The following is a 24,407-nucleotide window of genomic DNA, read 5'->3' on the forward strand; positions in this document are numbered from 1 at the left end:
ATGAGATGGCTGATAGGGATTGGGATTAACGCAGTTTTGTTTATGGCATTGGCGGGGTACTTCCAGGATGATTTCCAGGTTACTGGAGCGGGCGCAGCAATTACCGCCAGTTTCGTGCTTTCCATCCTCAATGTGCTTGTGAGGCCGGTGCTCATTTTGCTCACTCTTCCGGCAACCATCCTGACACTAGGCCTGTTCCTGTTCGTAATCAACGCGCTAACGCTGCTGATGACAGACTCTTTGATGGGGGCGGCATTTGAAATCTCAGGCTTTGGCATGGCCCTGCTCGCGGCAGTCATCATTTCGATTGTGAATGTCATCATGCAAAAGATGGTCTTTGAGAAGAAGTGACGAATTGTTTATCAAAACAAAACTTACACTTGGAAAAATTGAAAGCACGATGCGGGAAATGGAGTTTGAGCAGTCTGCACTAGAGGAGCTAATGGTGTTCCTTGAGGAGAGGTTGAAGCGCTCTGGTGAGAGGGCATTCCGGAAGTGGCTGAAATACCTGCATTACAGAGTCCCCGAGGGGTACAAAGACGAGCAAATTGCAATTGCCTTTTATGAGCGCCATAGCTTATGGATTGAATGTGAAGTCATAAAACTTGAGCAAGAAACGAAGCGGCCATGGGAAATTCAGGCGGAGGACCTCCAAGAACTGGACCCGAGAGCGCAGAAAGCTCAATTAGTGATCAGGCATAGGTTGTCCGAGGTTGTTCTGGAACTGAGATAAGGGTTCCTAAACCGAAGGAAGCCTTTTGCTGGGAAGCAGATTTTTGCAAAAAGAGCCTGTGGGGTATCCCACAGGTTCTTTCTTTATTCCGAATAGACAAAAGCTTCAAACCCATCAGCTTTCAGCTTTTTCACCAGCGCATCCGCGTTTTCCTTTTTTGTAAAAGCCCCCGCCTGGACTTTGTAAAGGCCGTCCTTATCCTTTACTGCGAATGCCTGGTAGCCTTTTGCGGTTACTTTTTTGACGAGTTCGTCGGCATGGCTTTTGTCACGGAACGCACCAACTTGAACCTTATAAAGGCTTTTAACTGGTTTCGGAGCAACTGGTTTTTTCTTCAAGCCGTATTGCTCGACAATTCCGGCGGTAATGGCTTTGGCGCACGTCATCCTGTAAGTATCAGAGCGGAGCAGCGCCTCTTCCTCCCGGTTTGTCATGAAGCCGCACTCGGCGAGCATGGAAGTCATTTTCGTTTCACGAAGGACATGGAAGTTAGCAGTCTTGACACCGCGGTCCCGCAGCCCTGTTTTCGCGACAAGGTGGCGCTGAACCTTTTGAGCCAGATCAACCGCTTCCCGTGGCTTCGTGACATACACGAATGTATCGATTCCGTTCGCGCTGTTCCATGTATCCTGGTAGGCGTTTGCGTGAATTGCCACATACACATCGATCCCCAGCTTATTAGCCTTATCCGTCCGTTCTTTGAGCGGCACATCACGGTCATCGGAATGGGCGAAATAAACCGTCACGTTTTGGTAGGTTTCAAGTTCTTTTTTTGCAAAATTGGCCACGGCCCTGTTAAACTCGTATTCCCTCATTCCCGAAGGGCTCCTTTTGCCAGCCGTGGAGTATCCATGGCCTGCATCTAGCATAATCTTCATTCAGAACAACTCCTTTCCATGTTGGTTTCACATAATTAACATATGGAAAAGAAGTGGCTGAAGACATGGACAAACTAAAATTTTATTCTCGATGATTGTGGCAGACTTCCTAATGCCTCGGTGCCCAGAGAATGACTGAAACGCCGACAATGCAGATCGCCGCACCAACCCAGTCATACAAGTCCGGGGTTTTCTTATCGATTCCCCAGCCCCACAGCACTGCAAGGATGATAAAAACCCCTCCATAAGCGGCATACACGCGGCCGAACGTGGGGAACTTCTGTAATGTGGGAATGACCCCATATGAAACGAGGATGAGGCTGCCAACGATGCCGTACCAAAGCGGCCTGCTTTCTCTAAGCCAGAGCCAGACTAAATAGCCTCCCCCGATTTCCGCCAGCCCGGCGACTACAAATAATAATATTGCTATTAGCATAGTGACCTCCATTTATGTTGACTCTAGTTTATTTCATTGTAATGCTACATGGGGGGAAGTACCAAAGTTTGAAATAGAAATTGTAAAAAGGCAACAGAATTGGCCGGTAAGTAGAGGAAACTGCCGGTAGAAAAGGTTTCTCGAAGCCCGAATCAGCCGGAGAGGCATCCAATCGGTCACAGAGAACCTGTCTCAATGCCCACATTCAAGATTATCTGCCTATCCTGTCGTAGAAGAACCCCATGCAGCACAATTCTAAAAACAGGAACAAAAAAGAGCCGCAAATCCCGGCTCTCTTTTGCAAAATGAAATTTATTATTCTTTCACAAGGCTTAGCGCTTCTTCATCGGCAATAATCGTCACATTGCTGTGCTTCTGCAGTGCAGATGCCGGGAAATCTTCGGTCACTTCGCCGTTAATCAGCTTGGACATGGCATCAGCCTTTGATTTTCCGGTTGCAAGCAATATAATTTCCTTGCTTTCAAGAATGGTCTGTATTCCCATTGAAATGGCCTTTGTTGGAACTTCCTCCCTTGATGAGAAGAAGCGCGCATTATCTTCAATCGTTTCCTTTGTCAGCGGCACGACTTGGGTGCGGCTGTCAAACGAAGTTCCCGGTTCATTGAACGCGATATGTCCGTTTCGGCCGATGCCGAGCAGCTGTAGGTCGACCCCGCCAAGCTCGGCGATTCTCTTTTCATAATTGGCGCACTCAGCCTCAAGGTCAGATGCATTGCCGTCAGGAATGAATGTGTTTTCCTGGTTGATATCGATATGGTCGAACAACGTTTCCTTCATAAACGAATAGTAGCTATTCGGGTTAGATTTTTGCAGTCCGATATATTCATCGAGGTTCACTGTTGAAACCTTGCTGTATGAAGTGCCGTTTGTTTTATGGTCCTCAATCATGTATTTATAGGTCCCGACCGGTGTCCCGCCTGTTGCCAAACCGAGGACAATCTCGGGATTGCTGCGCACCTTTCCGGCAATCATTTCTCCGGCTGTTTTACTTAGCTCTAATTCATTTGTAACTTTAATAATCTTCAACGTGTATCCCTCTCTTCTATAATGTTAAACTGGACGGAAAAACCATTTGGTTCGCCATCTGCCCAATTTGCTATACTTACTAACTTTTTTGAAAAGCCAATTCTCCGCGGCAGTAGGTCTTTACCACATTCATGCCGGTATCAAGCACGACAAGGTCGGCATCCTTGCCGGCAGCAATGCTTCCTTTTTTGCCAAAAATCCCGATTTGCCTGGCTGGGTTTTCACTAGCCATTTTGACAGCGTCCAGAAGGGAAAGGTCTGAAAATTTGGCAACGTTCCGGACGGCTTCATTCATTTTCAAAATGCTTCCAGCCAGAGTCCCGTCTGCCAAAACTACCTTGCCATCCCCAACAGTGACGTCCTGCCCGCCAAGGTCGTATACCCCTGCATTCAAGCATTTCGCCCGCATTGAATCCGTCACGAGCAGCAGTCGATCCGTTCCTTTCGCGGCGACCGACAACTTGACCATTTTGGGCGCGATGTGAATGCCGTCAACAATCATTTCGACCATCAGTTCCTTGAACAGCAATGCAGCTCCGGCAGTCCCAGGTTCGCGGTGGTGCATTCCGCGCATGCCGTTATAAAGATGGGTTACATGCTTCGCGCCCGCTTTAACCGCCTTTTCCACTTCCTCATAAACCGCATCCGTATGCCCAATGGAGGCAACAACGCCATTTTTATCGAGGTATTCAACAAACTCCAGCCCATTCTCAAGCTCTGGCGCCATCGTGACCAGTTTAATCAAACCGTCCGCACTTTCCTGCCACTTGCTGAACAGTTCAATATCCGGATCAAGGATGTATTCCTCCGGCTGGGCGCCTTTTCTTTTTGTATTAATGAAAGGGCCCTCGAGGTGGACGCCAACAACTTCTGCTTTTCCTGGCCCATTATCCGCTTTACAATAACCGGCAGCATTTTTCAGGGCGAGGTCAATATTTCCATGCTCCTGGGTGATTGTTGTTGCAAGGAAGGCAGTCGTCCCCTCGGCAGGGAGTGCTTCCGCCATCGTCGCGAGCGCTTCAGGCGTCGCATCCATCGTATCCGCTCCGGCAGCGCCATGGATATGGAGGTCGACAAAACCTGGAACGACAGTATGGGAATTCGGAATCTCAACCACTTCGGCCTGTTCGTATTTTGCCGGCATTTCGGAAAGTGGCCCGGCTGCAACGATTTTCCCGCCTTCGATGTATACGTACTGATTCGTTTTTACTTCTTTTTCAAAAACGGCCTTTCCCCGAATGGCCAGTAACGTGCCCAACATGATCAGCTCCATTCTGCTAACATTCGCTCTTCTGTCAGTTTCTAGTATAAGTCTAAATCCTTTATAAGTATAAAATTTAGCCGTTTCCTTGTCTATACCACCAAATGGGTGAGAATAAAATAATGTCACTTCATTTGGTTCTGGCAAAATTAATGCTAAAATAAATAGAATCTAGAGTATCCAAATTGCCTTTCCAAGAGAGAAGGAGGAACCGCCTTGTTAAAAGTACGCACGAGAGACATTTATGAAAAGTTCAGCCTTGAGCTTGTTGCGGGCGAAGAAGGAATTGACAGGCCGATTACGACAAGTGATCTGTCAAGGCCCGGCATCGAGCTTGCAGGTTTTTTTGATTATTATCCAGCTGAGCGCATCCAACTGCTCGGCATGACCGAATTGTCATTTTTTGAACAGCTGAGTGATGAAGCACGGATTACTAGAATGGATGAGCTTTGCACAGACATCACACCGGCAATCATCATTACCCGCGGGCTGGAGGTTCCACAAGAATTGATTGATGCGGCCGAGCGTGAATCGGTTCCGATCCTCCGGACGAAGTTCAAGACGACCCGTTTTTCCGGAAACCTGACGAACTTCCTTGAGAGCAAGCTCGCTCCGACGACAGCGGTCCACGGTGTTTTGGTTGACATCTATGGGGTCGGTGTCCTGATTACCGGCAAAAGCGGCGTCGGAAAAAGTGAGACCGCGCTTGAGTTAGTGAAACGCGGCCACCGCCTTGTTGCCGATGACTGTGTTGAGATCCGCCAGGAAGACCAGGATACATTAGTCGGCACATCCCCGGAGCTAATCGAGCATCTCTTGGAAATCCGCGGGCTTGGCATCATCAATGTGATGACCTTGTTCGGAGCGGGAGCAGTCCGCACCAGCAAGCAGATCACTTTGAATATCGACTTGGAATTATGGGATCAGGATAAGCAATATGACCGGCTTGGGCTTGACGAGGAAAAAATGAAAATCATTGACTCGGAAGTTCCTAAACTAACTGTTCCAGTTCGTCCGGGCCGGAACCTTGCTGTCATTATCGAAGTGGCCGCAATGAACTTCCGCCTGAAGAGGATGGGCGTCAACGCCGCCCAGCAATTCACCGACCGCCTCTCAGATGTGATCCATGAGAAAGCGATTCAAGATGAAGATTAAATTTATAGGGTTGTTCACGAATAATTTTTGGGAGTATTGATTGAAGCTGCCGCATGATAGAGTGGGGCCACTTTTGCCAAAAGACAGAGAGAACAAAGGAGAATGAGAATGATAGGAACGATCAAACCGCTTGATCCAATTGCATTCCAGCTAGGCCCCTTTGCGGTCCACTGGTATGGATTAATTATCGGGACCGGCTTGGCACTTGCGTTATACTTGGCGATGCGGGAAGGAGACCGGAGGGGGCTGCCGAAAGAGACCTTCTCCGACCTGCTCATCTGGGCGATCCCAATCGCGATCATTTCAGCGCGCATTTATTATGTTATTTTTCAATGGGATTATTACGCCGCCCATCCCGGCGATATCATTAAAATCTGGAACGGCGGAATCGCCATCTACGGCGCGCTGATCGGTTCCGTCTTGACGGCGTATTTCTTTACGAAAGGGCGGGGCATTTCCTTTTGGAAACTCGCCGACATCGCCGCTCCGAGCATCATCCTCGGCCAGGCAATCGGCCGCTGGGGCAATTTCATGAACCAGGAAGCCCATGGAGAAGCCGTCTCGCGCTCCTTCCTCGAAGGCCTGTACCTGCCTGATTGGATCATTAACCAAATGTATATTGACGGACAGTACTACCACCCGACTTTCCTGTATGAATCACTTTGGAACTTTGCCGGTGTCGCGCTGCTTCTCTTCCTGCGCCGCGTCAACCTGCGCCGCGGGGAAAGCTTCCTGACTTATGTCATCTGGTATTCAATCGGCCGTTTCTTCATTGAAGGAATGCGCACGGACAGCCTGATGCTCGGCGATATCCGGGTTTCCCAGCTTGTCGCGCTTGGCTTGATTTTCCTGGCCGCTGGTTTAATTATTTACCGCAGGAAAAAAGGGTTAGCCGATGCGCATTATCTCGATGATGATGGGAAAGGGAGATAAGGCCAGCTGGCAAAACGGCTTTGGAATTGTGTTGTGTTCGGACAGCGTCCAGTCTTTTTGGCGGCTGAGAGTCCGAATAGTGTTGTGATTCGGACTCAGACCAGTCTTTTTGGCGGCTAAGAGTCCGAATAGTGTTGTGATTCGGACAGCGTCCAGTTTTTTCGCGGCTGAGAGTCCAAATAGTGCCTTGATTCGGACACAGACTTGTGTTTTTAGTCGCTGATTGTCCGAATCATCCTTACATCACAAGCTTTTTGCAAAAACAATCGACGAAATCATTGAATCGTTATATTCGTTCTGGGATGTATCAATGCAAAACATCTCGAAAACCATACAAACAAAGGGGAAAAGTGAGTAAATGCTAATCAATTCGATCAAGAAGGGCTTGCTCGTTGGCTTGAAGACAACCTGGTCGCTCGGAAAAGTCATTTTTCCGGTTACGCTGGCCGTTTCAATTTTGCAATATACGCCCCTCCTGCCATGGCTCATCAAAGCGATCGGCCCGCTGATGAAATTGATTGGCCTGCCGGGAGATGCGGCGATTCCGCTCGTATTGGGCAATTTCCTTAATCTTTATGCCGCAATCGGCGCCATCCTGACCCTTGATTTCAGCGTGAAAGAGGTATTCATCCTCGCGGTTATGCTGAGCTTTTCGCATAATTTACTCGTAGAATCAACGGTTGCCCTGAAAGCCGGGGTCAAGCTGTGGATTGTCCTTGTGGTCAGGCTTGGCCTGGCTGTTGTTTCGGCAGCTGTCATCAACCTCGTCTGGCACGGGGGAGGGGAACAGGCTGTTTACGGGCTCATACAGGCAAAAGCAGAGCCTGCAACAGGTGCCCTCAACATTATTCTCGAAGCTGTAGAGAAAGCCGGCCTTGGAATCGTCCAGCTGGCGCTTATCGTCATCCCGCTTATGGCCGCCATCCAGATCCTCAAAGACTTGCAATGGCTCGGCAAATTTTCGAAGACAATGGAGCCGATGACAAGGACGCTTGGCATGAAGGAAAACACATCGACAACAATGGCAGCGGGCCTTCTGTTCGGCCTTGCTTACGGAGCCGGCGTCATGATCCAGGCAGTTGAAGAAGATGGCGTCAGCAAAAAAGATGTCACGCTCGCCTTCATTTTCCTCGTTGCCTGCCATGCGGTCGTTGAAGATACATTGATATTCATTCCGCTCGGCATCCCGGTTTGGCCGCTGCTGCTGATCCGGATTGGCGTCGCCGTCCTCCTGACCTTAATCGTCGGGACGCTATGGAAAAGGTCCGGCCTTGTACAAGAAAAAGGCCAACTGAAAAATATTCAGTAGCCTTGGCGATTTTGCGTCGCGGGAAGTCTTGCTAAGTTCGCCAATAAGAAGTCTTGGCGAGTTTACGAAGCAAAAAGTTCGTCTAAGTTCGTCAATAAGTAGTCTTGGCGAGTTTACGGAGCGAAAACTCAGTCTAAACTCGCCAATAAACAATCTTGGTGACTTTTCGAAGCAAAACTTCTGTCAAAAGTCACCAATAGTGCGTCTTGGTGACTTTACAAAGCGAAAATTTCATTAAACGTCACCAACAGCCAGTCTTGGTGACTTTTCGGAACAAAAAGTTCATCAAACGTCACCAATCACCAATCGCCTGGTTAACCAAAGAAAGGAAGTAAACCTATGACCGCCAACACAATAGACACCGTCCTGTTCGACCTCGACGGGACATTGATTGATACGAACGACCTGATCATAAACTCATTTTTGCATACACTAAACCGCTATTATCCAAATCAATACACCCGTGAAGACGTGCTTCCATTCCTTGGACCAACACTCGCGGAAACATTCGGAAAGCTTAATCCAGAAAATATCGAAGAAATGATTCAAATCTACAGAACCTATAACATTGCCAACCACGACATGCTCGTCAAGGAATTCACAGGCGTTTTTGAAACCGTTCGTACACTGAAGGAATCCGGCTACAAACTCGGCATCGTCACAACAAAAATGCACGACGTCGTCCTAAAGGGACTGAAGCTGTCCAATCTCGAACAATTCTTTGATGTCATCGTCGCCCTAGACCACGTCAAGAATCCGAAACCGGATCCAGAGCCAGTCCTGCTGGCCCTTGAACAGCTTGGCTCCAAGCCGGAAACAGCCATCATGGTTGGCGACAACTACCACGACATCCTTGGCGGCAGAAACGCTGGCACCAAGACTGCCGCAGTCGCCTGGTCCGTCAAAGGCCGCGACTTTCTCGAACAATTCGAACCGGATTTCATGCTCGAAAACATGGCTGACATCCTAGACATCGTTGGAGTAGGCGGTCAATGAGACGGACAGAACGCTTCCCGGTCGAAGGCGCCAACTCTCTCTGGCACGTTTATAAAACCGTCCCGTTCTGGAAAGTCGTTAAAAATTTCATTATCATTCAACTTGCGCGCTACACCCCGGTGCTTGGCATGAAAAACTGGCTCTACCGCACATTTCTCGGCATGAACGTCGGACAACAGACATCCTTCGCACTCATGGTCATGCTCGACGTCATGTTCCCCGAGAAAATCTCGGTCGGCCGCAACACCGTCATCGGCTACAACACCACAATCCTCGCCCACGAATATCTAATCAAGGAATATCGTCTCGGTGAGGTCCGGATTGGCAGCGAAGTCATGATCGGCGCCAACTCAACCATCCTGCCCGGTGTCGTCATCGGCGACGGCGCCATCGTCTCGGCCGGCACACTCGTCCACAAAGACGTCCCAGCCGGCAGCTTTGTAGGCGGAAACCCGATGCGGGTCATCTATACCCCCGAGCAGCTCGCCCAGCGATGGGCCGACGACCCGATTTACGGAGGCAAAGGCCAATCGGGAGGGCATGTTTAGAAAAAATCAGAACAAAAATCCTATAAGCCCCTTTTGCAAAAGGAAACAAGTATCCACTTCCTCGGAGCTTCGGCTCCCAGGGGCGCTGTTCGGCTTAGGCCGCGGGATAAGCTGCTCAGCGCAGCTTCCCCTGCGGCCTTTTTGCAAGCAACCTGGGCTCACGCCCTAAAAGCACCCGCCCTGAAACCAAATTCCTATCACTCTGCTAGCACCCAACTGGCTTTATCCGGCCTTTTTCCTGTTTATCCGAAAAATATGTGGCGTTATCCGGAATTTTCCCAATTTATCCGGAAATTTTATGGCGTTATCCGGACTATTTCCGATTTATTCGGAAAAGGTTCTTTTCCTCATAATCCTAATCCCAACCTTGTGAAATTTTCCCAATGCGATGAGGCTTTTGCAGAAGAAATCGCAGCCCCGCGCTTCCAAATTTGTGTTATACTACTTAAGTTACTACATTCGTGGAGGACTTCATGGGGAAAGATTCGAAAGCAATGAAAAACAAAGGAAAACTTCTTTCATTTTTCCCGACAGGTGAGCATTATTTTGCAAAAGGGCTGAAGGCCTACCACCGACGGGATTTTGAGAAAGCTAATAAATATTTGCAGCGGGCATTCCAGCTTGAACCAGGAGAGCCGATGATCGCATGCCAGCTTGCATTGGTGAATACAGAAATAGGAGAATACGAGAATTCAAACGTGCTCCTGCACCTGATTTTGGATGAAATGGACCCTGATATGACGGAGTGCCATTATTTCTTGGCGAATAATTACGCCCATCTCGGCATGTTTAAAGAAGCGGCCCGCTATTCCAGGAGATACCTTGAACTTGAGGAGGACGGCGAGTTCGCGGAAGATGCCGAGGACTTGCTCGAACTCCTTTACCTTGAGGGCGTTGACGAGGAGGATGAGCTTTTCGAGGAAGATGATTTAATGCTCAAGCAGGAGGAGGCGCGCGGCCTTCTCGAAGCCGGCCATTTCCTCAAAGCGATTGAGATGCTGGAAGTGATTGTGGAGGAGTACCCGGAGTATTGGTCTGCCTATAACAATCTGGCTCTGGCTCACTTTTATCTTGGCCATCCGGAGCGGGCCCATGGTGTACTGGCCGACGTACTTGAGCGCAACCCAGGCAACCTGCATGCCCTATGCAACCTGCTCGTGTTCGCCCATTACCGGAAGGATCGGGAGGAAATTGACCGGCTGATTGGCGTTCTTAGCAAAGTTAAGCCGCTCTTGGTGGAGCATCAGTTCAAGCTTGGCGCGTCCTTTGCCTTAGCAGGCGAGTACAAGCTAGCCTTCGATTGGCTGAAAAAACTGTACAAATCCGGCTATGAGGGAGACGGGCCATTTTATTACTGGTTTTCGTATGCTGCCTATCATATAGGAAAGGAAGACCTCGCCCAGTCGCTATGGCAAAAAGTCATTGCCATTTCCCCAGATAAAGAAGGAGCAGAGCCGTGGGGAGAGAACGCCGCTGAGGCAGGGCTTGAGGACCTGCCGCAAACCATTCTGCAAAAGCTGGACAGCGTCCATTCTGAAGAACGGCTGTTTGGGATCTTCCTCATTTCAGTTTCGCCGAGCAGGGAAGAACTGCTTGCATCCGCGGAGGATTCCCGAAGCAACGGACTGACTGCCGTGGAGCGGGAGTATCTTGCTTATCTGAAAACAGGAAGCCACTCGAGTATAGCGGATGCGCATCAAACGGCTGAAACGCTTTATGGTTCAGCCTATCCGATTAGCGAAGACGAAGCAGGCCTTTATCAATTATGGTTCACAATTTACGGGGAGGCCCGCGCGAAGGGGCTCAGCCTGAAAAACCACCATGCCTGGGCCGCGGCGGTAGAATATATTTGGCTGAAATGCGAAAATGAAAAAACATCGATGCAGGAGCTGGCCGGACGGTATGATCTATCTGCCGCCACAGTCAGGAAATACGTAAAAATGGCTGAAAGCTGCCTGGAATGAGTTCATTTCTCATAGTCATAAAACGATTTTTGCAAAAATAAGGCCATTCCGCCGAGGCGGGGTGGCCTTTTACTGTGTGGGCGAATAAGCTCATTCCTACCGGAAGGGCGGATGCAAATGGTCTGTTTTCTACGCCCGAACCCGCGTCTAGGAGGATCATTTGGTCACAGAGAAGGCGTCTCTAAGCCCGAACCTGCTACGAAAAGCATCAATCGGTCAGAGAGACAGTATCAGAAGTGTTTTGCGGCCTCAATCAATAGAGATAATGAAAAAACGCATTACGCCATGAAATGGTGCATAAAAAATATACTGTCGCAAACTGCGACATATTTGTCACAATTATAAAATGACATAGACATCGATGAGCAAATGCTTGGACGGAATGGCCGTTGTTTAATAGGATAGAATGAAAAGGAAAGACTAATTTACGTGCAATGATTGTTCTGCATAAGGAGTGAAGGGCATGTCAGAAGAGAAAATTTATGATGTGATTATCGCGGGTGCCGGCCCGGCCGGTATGACTGCAGCTGTTTATACATCCAGAGCCAATTTGTCGACACTCATGATTGAGCGCGGTATCCCAGGCGGACAAATGGCGAACACCGAAGATATTGAAAACTATCCTGGTTTTGATCATATCCTCGGCCCGGATTTGTCGACGAAAATGTTCGACCACGCCAAAAAATTCGGCGCCGAATATGCGTATGGCGATATAAAGGAAGTCATCGACCATGGCGATTATAAAACAGTCGTAGCGGGTTCGAAGGAATACAAGGCGTATACCATTATCATTTCTGCTGGTGCCGAGTATAAGAAAATCGGCGTTCCAGGCGAGAAGGAACTCGGCGGACGCGGCGTTTCCTATTGTGCCGTATGCGATGGCGCTTTTTTCAAAAACAGGGACCTAGTCGTGATTGGCGGCGGGGATTCGGCTGTTGAGGAAGGCGTTTATTTGACGCGGTTTGCGAACAAGGTGACAATCGTTCACCGCCGTGACGAGCTTCGCGCGCAAAAAATCCTTCAGGATCGCGCTTTTGCCAATGAGAAGGTTGATTTCATCTGGAACCATACTGTCAAGGAAATCAATGATAAGGACGGCAAGGTTGGCGGCGTTACACTTGTGTCGACTGTAGACGGGTCCGAAACAGAGTTCCCGACAGACGGCGTGTTCGTTTATATCGGCATGGTGCCGCTGTCGAAACCGTTTGAAGGCCTTGGCATTACGAATGCGAATGGCTACATTGAGACAAATGAGCGGATGGAGACCCGCGTGCCTGGCGTTTTCGCGGCGGGAGACATCCGTGAAAAAACGCTTCGCCAGATTGTGACGGCAACCGGAGACGGCAGTATCGCGGCCCAGTCGGCTCAGAACTATATTGAACAACTGAAGGATAAACTTACGCAAAAACAGTCTTAATTAAAATTCAGGAAGGCTTGGGGATTTTCTGAAGAGGCTATGAAGCACGGCCCGAACTTTCCTGAAAAGTGTGGGGCACCAGAACCACCGCCTTGCTTCAACAGCTCTTCTTTCGGGACCCTAATGAGGCACTGGAACCGTCCCCCTGCTTCATTTAGGGTCGGAAAGTGTCGAAGGAAGGGAAAGGCTGTCCGAAAAAAGTAATTTTCTTTTAATTAAATTGTAACAGAAGTGAAATACTGGTAGGGTATGATAAAAATAGAAATTGACCCCCTTTTTTATATACCCTTCTGCACGGGCTTCGGCTCGTGCCCTTTTTTTGTTTTTTTTGAAATTTGCTTAATAGGAAATCTGGAATTCGGTTCATTGTGGGTACAGTTAAAAAATAGTATAATGGATTGAATGAAGGTTGTTTTATTCAGTCTTTGCAATGATTGAGGTGAAAGCTGTGCAGAGGGTCGCCAATTGCGTGTTGATGAAAGGCAATGAAATTTTCCTGCTGCAAAAACCGCGGCGGGGCTGGTGGTCTGCTCCTGGAGGAAAAATGGAAACAGGTGAATCTGTCCGAGATGCCTGTATTCGCGAATACCGGGAAGAGACCGGCATCTATTTGAAACACCCGAAGCTGAAAGGTGTTTTTACCATTGTCATTCAGGAAGATGGGAAAACGGTGAATGAATGGATGATGTTCACCTTTTTTGCAAAAGACTTCGAAGGAAAACCACTTGAAAGCTGCCAGGAAGGAATCTTGAAGTGGCATCAGGTCGATAAGCTTGCTGAACTGCCGATGGCGCCTGGCGATGTTCATATTCTTGATTACACGATTCACGGAACTGATATGATTTTTGGAACATTCACATACACACCGGAGTTTGAATTAATCGGCTACCGGCTCGATCCAAGCTAACTACTTGGTTCGTAAAATGAAGGAATCAATTCTGGCAGGACCGGCTCATTCGTGTGCTGCCGACTGGCAGATTCCACTTATTGAAGGGGGAAAAACATGAGCACCGGATCGGTAAATGAAACACAAATGGTCATCATTACAGGCATGTCGGGTGCAGGTAAAACGGTCGCCATTCAAAGCTTTGAAGACCTCGGCTTTTTTTGCGTCGATAACTTGCCTCCGACCCTCTTGCCAAAATTTCTGGAACTGATGAAGGAATCGGGAAACAAAATGAATAAGGTCGCCCTTGTCATGGATTTGCGTGGCAGGGAGTTTTTCGACCACTTGTTCAAAGCGCTTGACGAGCTCGCGGAAACGGACTGGGTGACCCCGAAAATCTTGTTCCTGAATGCGGACGATGCGGCGCTTGTCAGAAGATACAAGGAAACGCGCAGGTCCCATCCGCTCGCTAGTTCCGGACTGCCGCTCGAGGGCATCAAGCTTGAACGCGAGCTGCTCGAGGAACTGAAGGGCAGGGCCCAGGTTATTTATAACACAAGTGAAATGAAGCCAAGAGAGCTTCGAGAAAAAATTCTCAATGAATTTTCGAAGGACAATCAGCCTATTTTCACTGTCAATGTGGTATCATTCGGTTTTAAGCATGGCCTGCCAATTGACGCAGACCTCGTCTTTGACGTCCGCTTCCTTCCGAATCCCCATTATATCGAGCATATGAGACCGAAAACGGGTCTGGAGTCGGAAGTGTCGGAATATGTGCTTAAATGGAATGAAACACAGAAATTCCTGGCAAAAGTGACCGATTTGCTGACATTTATGCTTCCTCATTATAAACGGGAAGGGAAGTCCCAACTCGTTATTGCGATTGGCTGCACAGGCGGCCAGCATCGTTCCGTGGCGCTTTCTGAATACATTGGCCACTATTTTGAAGATGAATACAAGACTGTCGTTTCACACCGCGATATTGCGAAGCGAAAGGAAAAGACAACATGACGAAACAGACACCTAAGGTTGTAATTATTGGCGGCGGAACCGGTTTGCCAGTCCTCTTAAGGGGACTGAAGCGGTATCCGGTTGATATAACAGCGATTGTGACCGTTGCGGATGACGGCGGCAGCTCGGGCAGGCTTCGGCAGGATTTGAATATCCCGCCGCCAGGTGATGTCCGAAATGTTTTAGCGGCCTTGTCAGACGTCGAACCGTTGGTGGAGGAAATGTTCCAGCACCGTTTTTCAACCTCAAATGAATTGTCCGGCCATTCACTCGGAAATTTGATTTTGGCTGCAATGGCTTCGATTACGGGGAACTTCACTCATGCCATCCAGGAAATGAGCAAGGTTCTGAACGTTAGAGGAAAGGTGCTCCCGGCAGCGATCGAAAGTGTCGTTCTGCATGCGGAGATGGAAGACGGCACAGTCGTGTCAGGAGAATCGAAAATCCCCTATTCGGGCAAAAAAATAAAACGGGTGTATCTCACCCCTTCCGATATCCAGCCGCTGCCGGAAACACTTCAGGCAATCAGACAGGCTGACATGATTATTATCGGTCCAGGAAGCCTATATACAAGCATTTTGCCAAATCTGCTTGTGAAAAGGCTCGGGGATGAAGTCTGCCGCGCGAAGGCACGGAAAGTCTATATATGCAACCTGATGACCCAGGCTGGCGAAACTTTCGGCTATACAGCGAGTGACCATGTAAAGGCAATCTATAAGCATATGGGCTGCTCATTCATTGATACGATTCTCGTTAACAATGAAGAAATTGATGAGCATATCCAGCTCCTTTATAAAGAGGAAAAAGCCCATCCGGTTAAATACGACACAGAGAAGCTGATGGAACTGGGCGTGGAAGTGGTCTATGCGGAAATCGCCGTCCAGGACGGAACCGCCCTCCGCCACGACACAAAGAAAGTATCCGCCATACTTCATTCGATGCTGGTCGAGGAATCAGAAAAACACAACCATGCTTAGGGAATGGACTTGAAAATCATAAAAGCCAGGTTTCAAAGCTAGTTGATTGGAACGGAGGGCACCGACTCCGGCGGGATGAAGCGGCAAGGTGGAGACCCCACAGGCGCCGATGCGCCGAGGAGGCTCCACTGACGCCCCGCGGAAAGCGACTACAAGGTTAGCAAGATGACTTTTTGCAAAAAGGTTGAAACTAAAGTATAAGGTTTACGTATAATGATTAACTGCCATGCAAACGTTTGCTTGGCCTGGAGGTGAGGAATTGTCTTTTGCTTCAGAAACGAAAAAAGAATTGACGAACCTGGAAGTTAAGCCTTGCTGCGGCACAGCTGAACTTTCCGCCCTGATCAGGATGAATGGTTCGCTTTCCTTTTCAAACCGGAAGCTGATGGTGGATATTCAAACGGAGAATGCCGCCATTGCAAGAAGGATTTATACGCTGATCAAAAAGCATTATCCAATCCAGGTCGAACTGCTCGTCCGGAAAAAGATGCGCCTGAAAAAGAATAACGTCTACATTGTCAGGCTTACTGAGGAAGCGAGGGAAATTCTCGAAGATTTGATGATTCTTGGCGAAAGCTTTACAATCATCCATAACATCTCACCCCGGCTTGTCAAAAAGAAATGCTGCCGGCGTTCCTATTTACGGGGAGCGTTTTTGGCGGGAGGATCGGTCAATAACCCTGAAACCTCATCCTACCACTTGGAGATTGCTTCGCTTTACAAACTGCATAATGATTCGCTATGCGAGCTGATGAATACGTTCGCGCTCAACAGTAAAACTCTAGAACGGAAAAAAGGGTATATTACCTATTTGAAGGAAGCTGAAAAAATTACCGAATTCCTGAACATTATCGGGGCCCATAACGCTTTGCTCCGTTTCGAGGATGTCCGAATCGTCAGGGATATGCGTAATTCAGTCAACCGTCTAGTCAATTGTGAAACAGCAAACTTGAATAAAACGATTGGCGCTTCCCTAAGACAGGTTGAAAATATCCGCTACATCGACAGAACTGTTGGACTGCAGATTTTGCCGGAAAGGCTCAGGGAAATCGCCGAATTGCGGGTCACCTATCAGGATGTGACCTTAAAAGAACTCGGTGAAATGGTAGCGGGCGGTGCCATCAGCAAATCCGGCATCAACCACCGCCTCCGCAAAATCGACGAAATCGCCGAAAAACTAAGAGCAGCCGACCTGCCGAAAAAATAAATCTTTACTTCAATACCAAGTGCCTGGCACCGGTCCGGGACGTTTTTTACCCCAGATGGGTGCCAGGCACCATGGTAAAGGTATCGCGGTAAGAACTTATCATTTATTTAACTAGCAGAACTTTGCATAAAATTTACATGAATGAATTAGGCAGCTGCCGTAACAATAAATAAAGGAGGAAAAATGTGATGGTAGAAAAAGAAGTGGAAGTGAAATTAAAGACCGGCCTCCAAGCACGGCCGGCTGCCCTGTTCGTACAGGAGGCAAACCGTTTTTCATCAGAAGTATACTTACTAAAAGACGGTAAAAAAGTTAACGCTAAAAGCATCATGGGCCTCATGAGCCTCGCAGTGAGCACCGGCTCACTCATCACAATCGCAGCCGACGGCTCCGACGAACAAAACGCCGTAACCGCCCTAGCCGAATACGTCCAAAACGAAGACTGAAAAAATTGAAAGCGGATTCGCCAATATTTGGGTGGAGTCCGCTTTTTTTAGTGAGGCAGGGGGACGGTTCCGTTGCTTCATTCGGGTCCCGAAATAAAGCGGCGAACTGGTTATTCTAAGACTCGATAAATGTATTCAGAGGGGAGTGTGGCTGGTTTTTTGTAACATTTTATTTGGTGAGGTTTTGAAAAGAGGACGACTACATGTTGCATATTGAGCTAGGGAAGGGGGTCTAGTTAGTTTTTGCTACTGTTAACTTGTTGGTAACTAGGTAAATGGGATTTTTCTAGTTAATAGGTGGCAGAGTTGACTAGTGAATTTTTGCTACTAATTTGCTTGCTAAGTAGTAGGGGTCAGACGCTTACTATATTTTGCCGAAATTTATAGTTATTTCTAATGGTAGACTATATAGTTATAACTAGTCGTTTTACGTGAATTCGGAAAAAATAACTAGCAAGATGAACTTCTAACGAACTAGTTAACCCCTCAATCCGCACAAAAAGCACGATTCAAAGTAAAAGCGGCCACAAATAAAAAAACCCGCCTCCATCAGGAAACGGGTTGACTTGCACAAAAATTACTGGTCTTTCTTCTTTTCAACTTCGTTACGAGAAATGATATGATCGACAAGTCCGTACTCTTTCGCACGCTCAGCAGTCATGAAGTTATCGCGGTCTGTGTCGCGCGCGATCGTTTCAAGCGGCTGGCCTGTACGCTCCGCAAGGATATTGTTCAGCTTGTCGCGAAGGAACAGGATGCGCTTGGCGGCGATTTCAATTTCAGTTGCCTGCCCTTGTGCGCCTCCAAGCGGCTGATGAATCATCACTTCAGCGTTTGGAAGGCTATAGCGCTTGCCTTTCGTACCAGCTGCGAGAAGGAACGCGCCCATTGAAGCAGCCATGCCGATGCAGATTGTCTGCACGTCCGGCTTAATGAATTGCATCGTGTCATAAATGGCCATTCCGGCTGTGATGCTTCCGCCAGGTGAGTTGATGTAGATGGAAATATCCTTTTCAGGGTTTTCAGCTTCGAGAAACAGGAGCTGTGCCACGATCGAGTTCGATACATGGTCGTCAATCCCGCTTCCGAGCATGATGATCCGGTCTTTTAGCAGGCGTGAATATATATCGTACGCTCTTTCGCCCCGGTTTGTCTGTTCAATGACTGTTGGGATTAAATTCATGAAATTGCCTCCTTAGGAACATTTTAATAAATTTCCTTATGTAAGTATCATACAACGATGGTCAATGAAGGTCAAACAAATCACTCCGCACACCGCACAGTTTCGTTCGACACCTTATCCATGTCATCCATCTTACCCAACGTTCCCCATTTTAAACATATTCTGCACTTGCAAAGCTGCCGGCTTTCCACTATAATATGAAATTGTGATACAAATTACATGCCCTCGTGGTGCAATGGATAGCACGCAAGATTCCGGTTCTTGAAATTCGGGTTCGAGTCCTGACGAGGGCGCTATGAATAAAAATCAACGGTTCCAATTTGGGGCCGTTGATTTTTTTTGCAAAAAATGTCCTTTTGACATTGAATCGGTCATTCTAACAACTTTGCGATCACCCAATAGAGAAGTTATTCCTTCACTACACACCATATCCTGTTCTACCGCGCTCCATCAATATGATGTAGAATAGGGGGAGGGGGGAGTGGCGGATGATGAACATGAATGCGAGCCTTTCGCAGCAAATGCAGCTTAGATTGTCGATGACCCAGGAATTGTCGCAGGCGATTGCTTTGCTTCAATATAATTCACAGGAACTTTCCCGTTTCCTTGAGGCGAAGGCGCTTGAAAACCCGTTGCTGGAAGTGGAAACATCTGGACAATTCAAAACCCGTACGAGGAAGAAAGCCGCTAAGGAAGCTGAATTCGATATTAACGGAATTGCCTCTGAGACACGGACGACGTTGGAGGATCACCTCCTGGCACAACTTAGCCCCAACGAATTGAAGAATTCTTTGAAGATTTTTCGGCTTCTTATTGGATATATAGATGAAAATGGTTATTTTCGCGGCGACACAAATGAAATCGCTGTCATTGCGAAAATAGACACGGACGAGGCAGAGGGCGCTCTCCGAAAAATCCAACAATTGGACCCGGCCGGTATTGGTGCGCGCGATTTACAGGAATGCCTTCTTTTGCAGCTTATGCGGCTTGGCGAGAAAGCGGATTTGGCCCAGAAGATTGTTTCTGGATATTTCACTTCTTTTGCCGAAAAGAAGTGGAAGCTTCTTGCGAGGGAGCTGAAAATTAGCCTCCAGGACATTCAGGAGGTCCATGATCTTTTGCAAAAATTGAATCCGAGGCCGGGAGCCGTTTTCCACCAGGATAAAGCGGCTTACCTTATTCCGGATGTTCTCGCGGAACAATTCAACGGGACTTGGCATGTCCAGCTTTATAGCACAGTTCCTTCAATTGATTTTAATGATGAGATGTATCAGGCGATTACCCACAGCGATGATGAGCAGGCGATAAGATTCCTTCGGGAAAAATATCAGGATTATCAATGGCTTGCCAGGAGCATCAAACAGAGAAATGAAACAATCATTAAGGTTGCCTCAAAAATTGTCGAGAAACAGCCGCTGTTTTTTGCCTGGGGAAAAGGGCAGCTTGTTCCGCTTACCATGAAGGAAATCGCGGAAAGCCTAGATATCCATGAATCCACTGTCAGCCGGACTGTACGGGATAAATATATTGGCACCCCGTTCGGTACGTTTGAATTGAAGTCGTTTTTTACATCCGGCGTCATGGGCGGAGATGACCAACCGACTTCGTCTTCTTATGTAAAAAAGATCATTTCAGCTATTATAGAAGGGGAAGATAAAAAACGTCCTGTTTCGGATCAAGAAGTTGCTGGGATGCTAAAAGAGCAAGAGGGGATTTCCATTTCACGGAGGACAGTTGCCAAGTACCGGGAGCAACTTGGCATTTTTTCTTCATCAAAAAGAAGACGATTCTAGCGGATCCATGGTTCCGAATGAAAGCTCGACGTTGTTTAGATTTTGCAAAAGCTAAAAAGGATGATTGAAATGACCGTAAAAATTAATTTCTATACACGGGACCGCTGTCCGCTTTGTGACAAAGCGAAGGCAGACTTATTGGAAATCCGTGAAGAGCTGCCGTTTGAGCTTGAAGAAATCGATATTGAGACAAGCGACGAATTGACTGAGCAATTCGGTTTAATGATTCCTGTCGTTTATCTTAATGGAGAAGAAGCAGGATATGGCATCATTGATAAATTGTATATGCGCAATCTGATTCGTGAATCCAGCAGGTTAAAATAGTTGAATAAGAAAATCACTACTGATACAATGAATTTGAGCAGGAGTGATTTTTTTTGCAACAAGTGGGACATAATTTGTCTAGGCGGGACAAAAAACGTCCCAACATCCATCAGGACACTTTCTTCACTTTTGCAAAGGAGCTGCCAAGATGCATTCATTTCTGGACATTCAAAAAAGATTATTACCTGACTTGCTTGCAGTTATGCAGGAAAGATATTCGCTCCTTAAGACAATTAATTTTTTGCAGCCAGTCGGCAGAAGAAGTTTAGCCACGAATCTTGGTTATTCAGAGCGCGTTCTGCGTGCAGAAGTAGACTTCCTTAAACAACAAAATTTAGTTGTTTCCAATGCTGGCGGGATGTCTCTTTCGGACGAAGGAAAGAATTTGCTTGAAGACCTTGAAAGCTTAATGCGGGAGCTAAAGGGTATAGATGTAATGGAAATGGAACTGAAACATAGGCTTGGGATCCGCAACGTAATTATCGTTCCAGGTGACAGCGACTTATCGCCATTGGCGAAAAAGGAAATGGGCCGCGCGACAGTTAAGGGAATGAGACAGCTTCTTGCTGGCAAAAATATCATTGCCGTGACAGGCGGATCGACGATGGCCGCTGTTGCTGAAGAAATGAAACCTGGCATTTACAATGATGAGCTGATGTTTGTACCGGCCCGCGGCGGGATTGGCGAAGATGTCCAAAACCAGGCGAATACGATTTGCGCCATCATGGCGGCTAATACGAAATCACGCCACCGCGTATTTTACGTTCCCGACCAGGTTAGCATTGAGATTTATGAATCCTTCATCAAGGAGCCGCTTGTCCATGAAGTGCTCGCACTAATCAAGTCAGCGGGCATGGTTCTCCATGGAATTGGGGATGCTATCACAATGGCGGAGCGGCGAAAAGCAGTTCCAGAAGATATGAGAAAAATCGTTGAGCATGACGCAGTTGCTGAAGCATTCGGCTACTATTTCAATGAGCAGGGCGAAATTATCCATAAAGTGCTCACCATCGGCCTCCAGCTCGATGACCTAAAGGAAATTCCGAATGTCCTGGCAGTAGCCGGCGGAAGTTCAAAAGCAAAAGCGATTCGCTCCTATTTAAAACAAGCGCCCCCGCAAACAATCCTAATAACCGACGAAGGCGCCGCAAAGCTTCTATTAAAAAGCGGGTAATAAATGTTAATTAAAGGGTATATACCCTTTGATATAAAAATTAGGCTATGTTAATAAGTTGATTGGAACGCAGGGAACCGACTCCGGCGGGATGTGTCCGCGGAAAGCGTGTCCCCGAAGTGGAAATCAACAGCCAATTAACAAAGCCAAAAAACTAAAGCCTTACCGAATAAAAGGAGGAACTAACTCATGGCATTAAAAGTAGGTATTAACGGATTTGGACGTATCGGACGTAACGTATTCCGCGCAGCCCTTAACAATCCGAACATTGAAATCGTTGCAGTAAACGACCTGACAGATGCAAACATGCTAGCACACCTTTTGAAATATGACACAGTCCACGGAACACTTTCCGAGGAAGTAACAGTCGACGGCTCCAACCTTGTTGTCGGCGGAAAAAAAGTAAAAGTTCTTGCAGAGCGCGACCCTGCATTGCTTGGCTGGGGCGACCTTGGCGTTGAAGTTGTAATTGAATCAACAGGCCGCTTTACTAACCGCGCTGACGCTGCGAAACACCTTGAAGCAGGTGCGAAGAAAGTCATCATCTCTGCTCCGGCTTCCGATGAAGATATCACAATTGTAATGGGCGTTAACCATGACAAGTATGATGCAGCGAACCACCATGTCATCTCGAATGCTTCATGTACGACAAACTGCCTTGCGCCTTTTGCAAAAGTACTTAACGACAAATTCGGCATCAAGCGCGGCATGATGACGACTGTCCACTCTTATACAAATGATCAGCAAATCCTTGATTTGCCGCATAAAGACTATCGCCGCGCGCGTGCTGCAGCTGAAAACATCATTCCAACAACAACTGGTGCTGCAAAAGCGGTTGCCCTTGTTCTTCCAGAACTGAAAGGCAAGCTGAATGGGATGGCTATGCGTGTTCCAACTCCAAACGTTTCTGTTGTTGACCTTGTAGCGGAGCTTGAGAAAGACGCAACAGCTGATGAAGTGAACCAGGCGTTGAAGGAAGCGGCTGAAGGCCCGTTGAAGGGAGTTCTTAAGTTCTCTGATCTTCCGCTAGTCTCTTCTGACTACAACGGCAGCACGGAATCATCCATTGTTGATGGCTTGTCCACGATGGTTCTAGAAGGCAACATGGTGAAAGTCCTTTCTTGGTACGACAACGAGTTCGCTTACTCAAGCCGTGTAGTTGACCTTTGCGAATACATCGCTGAAAAAGGCATTTAATCCGTCCTACGGGTAAAATTGGCTATCGTATAAAAAAACATCTATAATGAAGTTGCTTTTAACGGGGAGCGGGGATGATTCCCCCTCTCCTTTTTTATTTAGGCTGTGTTAAATTTGTTTGTTGATTTCCGCTACGGGCACACGCTTTCCGCGGGGCGTCAGTGGAGCCTCCTCGGCGCTAAAAGCGCCTGCGGGGTCTCCACCTTGCCGCTTCATCCCGCAGGAGTCGGTGCCCTGCGCTCCAATCAACGTAGTTATAAATCCATATACATTTTTAACACAGCCTTTATTTAAAATGTTTGAGAAATCAACGTTCCAGGAGGGATTCCATGAACAAGAAGACGTTAAAAGATGTGGATGTGAAAGGGAAACGCGTATTTTGCCGGGCGGACTTAAACGTTCCGATGCAGGACGGCAAAATCACGGACGAAACAAGGATCCGCGCTGTCATCCCGACCATCCAGTATTTAATGGACCAGGGCGCAAAAGTCATCCTTGCAAGCCACTTCGGCCGTCCGAAAGGCAAAGTGGTTGAAGAAATGCGCCTCGCACCTGTTGGCGCAAGCCTTAGCGAGCATTTGGGCAAAACTGTCCTCACAGCCGATGAAGCGTACGGCGACTCGGTTAAAAAGCAAATCGACGGCATGAGCGAGGGAGATGTCCTTCTTCTCGAAAACGTCCGCTTTTATCCGGGTGAGGAGAAAAACGACCCTGAGCTGGCAAAAGAATTTGCTTCGCTCGCGGACATCTATGTCAATGATGCATTCGGCACGTCGCACAGGGCTCATGCTTCTACAGAAGGAATTGCCCATTATCTGCCAGCGGTCGCAGGGTTCCTGATGGAAAAGGAAATTGACGTACTTGGCAAAGCCCTTTCCGATCCGGAACGCCCATTCACGGCCATTATCGGCGGCGCTAAAGTAAAGGACAAGATTGGCGTCATCGAAAACCTTCTTGATAAAGTGGACCACCTGATTATTGGCGGCGGCCTGGCGTATACGTTTGTCAAAGCCCAGGGCCATGAGATTGGCAAATCGCTGCTTGAAGAAGATAAGATCGATCTAGCAAAATCGTTTATGGAAAAGGCAAAGGAAAAAGGCGTTTCGTTCCATATGCCGGTTGATGTCGTGATTTCGGATGACTTCTCACCGGATGCGAATACCAAAATTGTTTCAATCGACGAAATCCCATCCGACTGGGAAGCACTCGATATCGGGCCGAAAACACGTGAACTCTACAGTGACGTCATCAAGAGCTCGAAGCTGGTCATCTGGAACGGGCCGATGGGTGTATTCGAGTTTGATATATTCGCCGAAGGAACGAAAGCAGTTGCTAAAGCCCTTGCTGAATCCGAAGGTACATATTCGGTCATCGGCGGCGGCGACTCAGCTGCAGCGGTCGAAAAATTCGGCCTTGCAGACAAGATGAGCCACATCTCCACCGGCGGCGGCGCCTCCCTTGAATTCATGGAAGGCAAAGACCTCCCAGGCGTAGTCGCATTGAATGATAAATAAATTTTTATTCTGGTTGAT

24 protein-coding genes and 1 tRNA gene are annotated in these 24,407 nt (G+C 47.9%); 20 read left to right on the forward strand and 5 right to left on the reverse strand.

Annotated elements, in window-relative coordinates:
* Both D1B31_RS13060 and D1B31_RS13065 read left to right on the forward strand, forming a co-directional pair.
* Entirely contained in the window at positions 1-351 is a 351-nt protein-coding gene (locus tag D1B31_RS13060; RefSeq protein WP_118921242.1) for a phage holin family protein, read from the forward strand.
* On the forward strand, positions 338-733 hold the full coding sequence (locus D1B31_RS13065; protein ID WP_204563015.1) for a hypothetical protein: 396 nt from the start codon (positions 338-340) through the stop codon (positions 731-733). Before D1B31_RS13060 ends, D1B31_RS13065 begins: the two co-directional genes overlap by 14 nt.
* 83 nt (positions 734-816) lie before the next feature.
* On the opposite strand, the gene D1B31_RS13070 is transcribed toward D1B31_RS13065, so the two are convergent.
* The 4 genes from D1B31_RS13070 to nagA all read right to left on the reverse strand — a co-directional run bounded on the left by D1B31_RS13070 (position 817) and on the right by nagA (position 4,367).
* Positions 817-1,611, reverse strand: coding sequence for an N-acetylmuramoyl-L-alanine amidase (locus D1B31_RS13070; RefSeq protein WP_118921244.1), 795 nt, complete (start codon positions 1,609-1,611; stop codon positions 817-819).
* Positions 1,612-1,720: 109 nt separating this feature from the next.
* A complete protein-coding gene (locus D1B31_RS13075) occupies positions 1,721-2,047 on the reverse strand; it encodes a YnfA family protein (RefSeq protein ID WP_118921245.1) in 327 nt (108 codons plus the stop codon).
* A gap of 315 nt (positions 2,048-2,362) precedes the next feature.
* Positions 2,363-3,094 (reverse strand): glucosamine-6-phosphate deaminase, encoded by a 732-nt coding sequence (gene nagB, locus D1B31_RS13080; protein ID WP_118921246.1) that lies wholly within the window; start codon positions 3,092-3,094, stop codon positions 2,363-2,365.
* A 79-nt stretch (positions 3,095-3,173) separates the two neighbouring features.
* On the reverse strand, positions 3,174-4,367 hold the full coding sequence (gene nagA / locus D1B31_RS13085; RefSeq protein ID WP_240035258.1) for an N-acetylglucosamine-6-phosphate deacetylase: 1,194 nt from the start codon (positions 4,365-4,367) through the stop codon (positions 3,174-3,176).
* A gap of 204 nt (positions 4,368-4,571) precedes the next feature.
* Here nagA and hprK point away from each other — a divergent pair, with 204 nt between their 5' ends.
* The 12 genes from hprK (at position 4,572) to D1B31_RS13150 (ending at position 17,204) form a co-directional block, all read left to right on the forward strand.
* On the forward strand, positions 4,572-5,510 hold the full coding sequence (gene hprK, locus D1B31_RS13090; RefSeq protein ID WP_118921248.1) for an HPr(Ser) kinase/phosphatase: 939 nt from the start codon (positions 4,572-4,574) through the stop codon (positions 5,508-5,510).
* A gap of 108 nt (positions 5,511-5,618) precedes the next feature.
* Complete coding sequence (lgt, locus tag D1B31_RS13095; RefSeq protein ID WP_118921249.1) at positions 5,619-6,443, forward strand: prolipoprotein diacylglyceryl transferase; 825 nt, start codon at positions 5,619-5,621, stop codon at positions 6,441-6,443.
* A 358-nt stretch (positions 6,444-6,801) separates the two neighbouring features.
* Positions 6,802-7,752 carry a nucleoside recognition domain-containing protein gene (locus tag D1B31_RS13100; protein WP_118921250.1) on the forward strand — a complete coding sequence of 317 codons (951 nt, stop codon included), beginning with the start codon at positions 6,802-6,804 and terminating at the stop codon, positions 7,750-7,752.
* Between the two features lie 339 nt (positions 7,753-8,091).
* Positions 8,092-8,748: a pyrophosphatase PpaX gene (gene ppaX, locus D1B31_RS13105; RefSeq protein WP_118921251.1), complete on the forward strand. Its 657-nt coding sequence runs from the start codon at positions 8,092-8,094 to the stop codon at positions 8,746-8,748.
* Complete coding sequence (locus D1B31_RS13110; RefSeq protein ID WP_118921252.1) at positions 8,745-9,296, forward strand: acyltransferase; 552 nt, start codon at positions 8,745-8,747, stop codon at positions 9,294-9,296. Before ppaX ends, D1B31_RS13110 begins: the two co-directional genes overlap by 4 nt.
* Positions 9,297-9,769: 473 nt before the next feature.
* Entirely contained in the window at positions 9,770-11,260 is a 1,491-nt protein-coding gene (locus D1B31_RS13120; RefSeq protein WP_118921254.1) for a tetratricopeptide repeat protein, read from the forward strand.
* Between the two features lie 463 nt (positions 11,261-11,723).
* The gene (trxB, locus tag D1B31_RS13125; RefSeq protein WP_118921255.1) at positions 11,724-12,677 is read left to right on the forward strand and encodes a thioredoxin-disulfide reductase; all 954 of its coding nucleotides are present in this window, start codon (positions 11,724-11,726) and stop codon (positions 12,675-12,677) included.
* Positions 12,678-13,107: 430 nt separating this feature from the next.
* Positions 13,108-13,584: an NUDIX hydrolase gene (locus D1B31_RS13130; protein ID WP_420846107.1), complete on the forward strand. Its 477-nt coding sequence runs from the start codon at positions 13,108-13,110 to the stop codon at positions 13,582-13,584.
* 96 nt (positions 13,585-13,680) lie between these two features.
* On the forward strand, positions 13,681-14,574 hold the full coding sequence (gene rapZ, locus D1B31_RS13135) for an RNase adapter RapZ (RefSeq protein WP_118921256.1): 894 nt from the start codon (positions 13,681-13,683) through the stop codon (positions 14,572-14,574).
* Positions 14,571-15,551, forward strand: coding sequence for a gluconeogenesis factor YvcK family protein (locus tag D1B31_RS13140; RefSeq protein WP_118921257.1), 981 nt, complete (start codon positions 14,571-14,573; stop codon positions 15,549-15,551). Before rapZ ends, D1B31_RS13140 begins: the two co-directional genes overlap by 4 nt.
* Positions 15,552-15,810: 259 nt before the next feature.
* Positions 15,811-16,758, forward strand: coding sequence for a DNA-binding protein WhiA (whiA, locus tag D1B31_RS13145; protein WP_118921258.1), 948 nt, complete (start codon positions 15,811-15,813; stop codon positions 16,756-16,758).
* 188 nt (positions 16,759-16,946) lie between these two features.
* Positions 16,947-17,204 carry an HPr family phosphocarrier protein gene (locus D1B31_RS13150; RefSeq protein WP_118921259.1) on the forward strand — a complete coding sequence of 86 codons (258 nt, stop codon included), beginning with the start codon at positions 16,947-16,949 and terminating at the stop codon, positions 17,202-17,204.
* A gap of 577 nt (positions 17,205-17,781) precedes the next feature.
* Here the strand turns inward: D1B31_RS13150 and clpP are convergent.
* Positions 17,782-18,387: an ATP-dependent Clp endopeptidase proteolytic subunit ClpP gene (clpP, locus tag D1B31_RS13155; RefSeq protein WP_118921260.1), complete on the reverse strand. Its 606-nt coding sequence runs from the start codon at positions 18,385-18,387 to the stop codon at positions 17,782-17,784.
* A 221-nt stretch (positions 18,388-18,608) separates the two neighbouring features.
* On the opposite strand from clpP, the gene D1B31_RS13160 reads away from it, so the two are divergent.
* From D1B31_RS13160 to D1B31_RS13185, 6 genes are all read left to right on the forward strand, one after another.
* A tRNA-Arg gene (locus D1B31_RS13160) sits at positions 18,609-18,680 on the forward strand.
* Positions 18,681-18,875: 195 nt separating this feature from the next.
* Positions 18,876-20,180, forward strand: a complete 1,305-nt coding sequence (gene rpoN, locus D1B31_RS13165) for an RNA polymerase factor sigma-54 (RefSeq protein WP_240035259.1) — start codon at positions 18,876-18,878, stop codon at positions 20,178-20,180.
* Positions 20,181-20,249: 69 nt separating this feature from the next.
* Positions 20,250-20,504 (forward strand): glutaredoxin family protein, encoded by a 255-nt coding sequence (locus tag D1B31_RS13170; protein ID WP_118921261.1) that lies wholly within the window; start codon positions 20,250-20,252, stop codon positions 20,502-20,504.
* Between the two features lie 148 nt (positions 20,505-20,652).
* Positions 20,653-21,678: a sugar-binding transcriptional regulator gene (locus tag D1B31_RS13175; protein ID WP_118921262.1), complete on the forward strand. Its 1,026-nt coding sequence runs from the start codon at positions 20,653-20,655 to the stop codon at positions 21,676-21,678.
* A 189-nt stretch (positions 21,679-21,867) separates the two neighbouring features.
* Positions 21,868-22,875 (forward strand): type I glyceraldehyde-3-phosphate dehydrogenase, encoded by a 1,008-nt coding sequence (gap, locus tag D1B31_RS13180; RefSeq protein ID WP_118921263.1) that lies wholly within the window; start codon positions 21,868-21,870, stop codon positions 22,873-22,875.
* A 329-nt stretch (positions 22,876-23,204) separates the two neighbouring features.
* Positions 23,205-24,389, forward strand: a complete 1,185-nt coding sequence (locus tag D1B31_RS13185; protein ID WP_118921264.1) for a phosphoglycerate kinase — start codon at positions 23,205-23,207, stop codon at positions 24,387-24,389.
* The last annotated feature ends 18 nt before the right edge of the window (positions 24,390-24,407 follow it).

This window comes from Neobacillus notoginsengisoli (genome assembly GCF_003515685.1).
GTDB classification, from domain to species: domain Bacteria; phylum Bacillota; class Bacilli; order Bacillales; family Cytobacillaceae; genus Bacillus_D; species Bacillus_D notoginsengisoli.

What these genes read in the sequence shown, in the direction of transcription:
- ppaX (WP_118921251.1), top strand. Translation starts at nt 8,092, where the DNA reads ATGACCGCCAACACAATAGACACCGTCCTGTTCGACCTCGACGGGACA.
- rpoN (WP_240035259.1), top strand. Translation starts at nt 18,876, where the DNA reads ATGATGAACATGAATGCGAGCCTTTCGCAGCAAATGCAGCTTAGATTG.
- gap (WP_118921263.1), top strand. Translation starts at nt 21,868, where the DNA reads ATGGCATTAAAAGTAGGTATTAACGGATTTGGACGTATCGGACGTAAC.
- nagA (WP_240035258.1), bottom strand. Translation starts at nt 4,367, where the DNA reads ATGGAGCTGATCATGTTGGGCACGTTACTGGCCATTCGGGGAAAGGCC.
- trxB (WP_118921255.1), top strand. Translation starts at nt 11,724, where the DNA reads ATGTCAGAAGAGAAAATTTATGATGTGATTATCGCGGGTGCCGGCCCG.
- D1B31_RS13110 (WP_118921252.1), top strand. Translation starts at nt 8,745, where the DNA reads ATGAGACGGACAGAACGCTTCCCGGTCGAAGGCGCCAACTCTCTCTGG.
- D1B31_RS13185 (WP_118921264.1), top strand. Translation starts at nt 23,205, where the DNA reads ATGAACAAGAAGACGTTAAAAGATGTGGATGTGAAAGGGAAACGCGTA.
- D1B31_RS13170 (WP_118921261.1), top strand. Translation starts at nt 20,250, where the DNA reads ATGACCGTAAAAATTAATTTCTATACACGGGACCGCTGTCCGCTTTGT.
- D1B31_RS13140 (WP_118921257.1), top strand. Translation starts at nt 14,571, where the DNA reads ATGACGAAACAGACACCTAAGGTTGTAATTATTGGCGGCGGAACCGGT.
- D1B31_RS13150 (WP_118921259.1), top strand. Translation starts at nt 16,947, where the DNA reads ATGGTAGAAAAAGAAGTGGAAGTGAAATTAAAGACCGGCCTCCAAGCA.
- D1B31_RS13130 (WP_420846107.1), top strand. Translation starts at nt 13,108, where the DNA reads ATGATTGAGGTGAAAGCTGTGCAGAGGGTCGCCAATTGCGTGTTGATG.
- rapZ (WP_118921256.1), top strand. Translation starts at nt 13,681, where the DNA reads ATGAGCACCGGATCGGTAAATGAAACACAAATGGTCATCATTACAGGC.
- D1B31_RS13060 (WP_118921242.1), top strand. Translation starts at nt 1, where the DNA reads ATGAGATGGCTGATAGGGATTGGGATTAACGCAGTTTTGTTTATGGCA.
- D1B31_RS13120 (WP_118921254.1), top strand. Translation starts at nt 9,770, where the DNA reads ATGGGGAAAGATTCGAAAGCAATGAAAAACAAAGGAAAACTTCTTTCA.
- D1B31_RS13175 (WP_118921262.1), top strand. Translation starts at nt 20,653, where the DNA reads ATGCATTCATTTCTGGACATTCAAAAAAGATTATTACCTGACTTGCTT.
- lgt (WP_118921249.1), top strand. Translation starts at nt 5,619, where the DNA reads ATGATAGGAACGATCAAACCGCTTGATCCAATTGCATTCCAGCTAGGC.
- clpP (WP_118921260.1), bottom strand. Translation starts at nt 18,387, where the DNA reads ATGAATTTAATCCCAACAGTCATTGAACAGACAAACCGGGGCGAAAGA.
- D1B31_RS13100 (WP_118921250.1), top strand. Translation starts at nt 6,802, where the DNA reads ATGCTAATCAATTCGATCAAGAAGGGCTTGCTCGTTGGCTTGAAGACA.
- D1B31_RS13070 (WP_118921244.1), bottom strand. Translation starts at nt 1,611, where the DNA reads ATGAAGATTATGCTAGATGCAGGCCATGGATACTCCACGGCTGGCAAA.
- D1B31_RS13075 (WP_118921245.1), bottom strand. Translation starts at nt 2,047, where the DNA reads ATGCTAATAGCAATATTATTATTTGTAGTCGCCGGGCTGGCGGAAATC.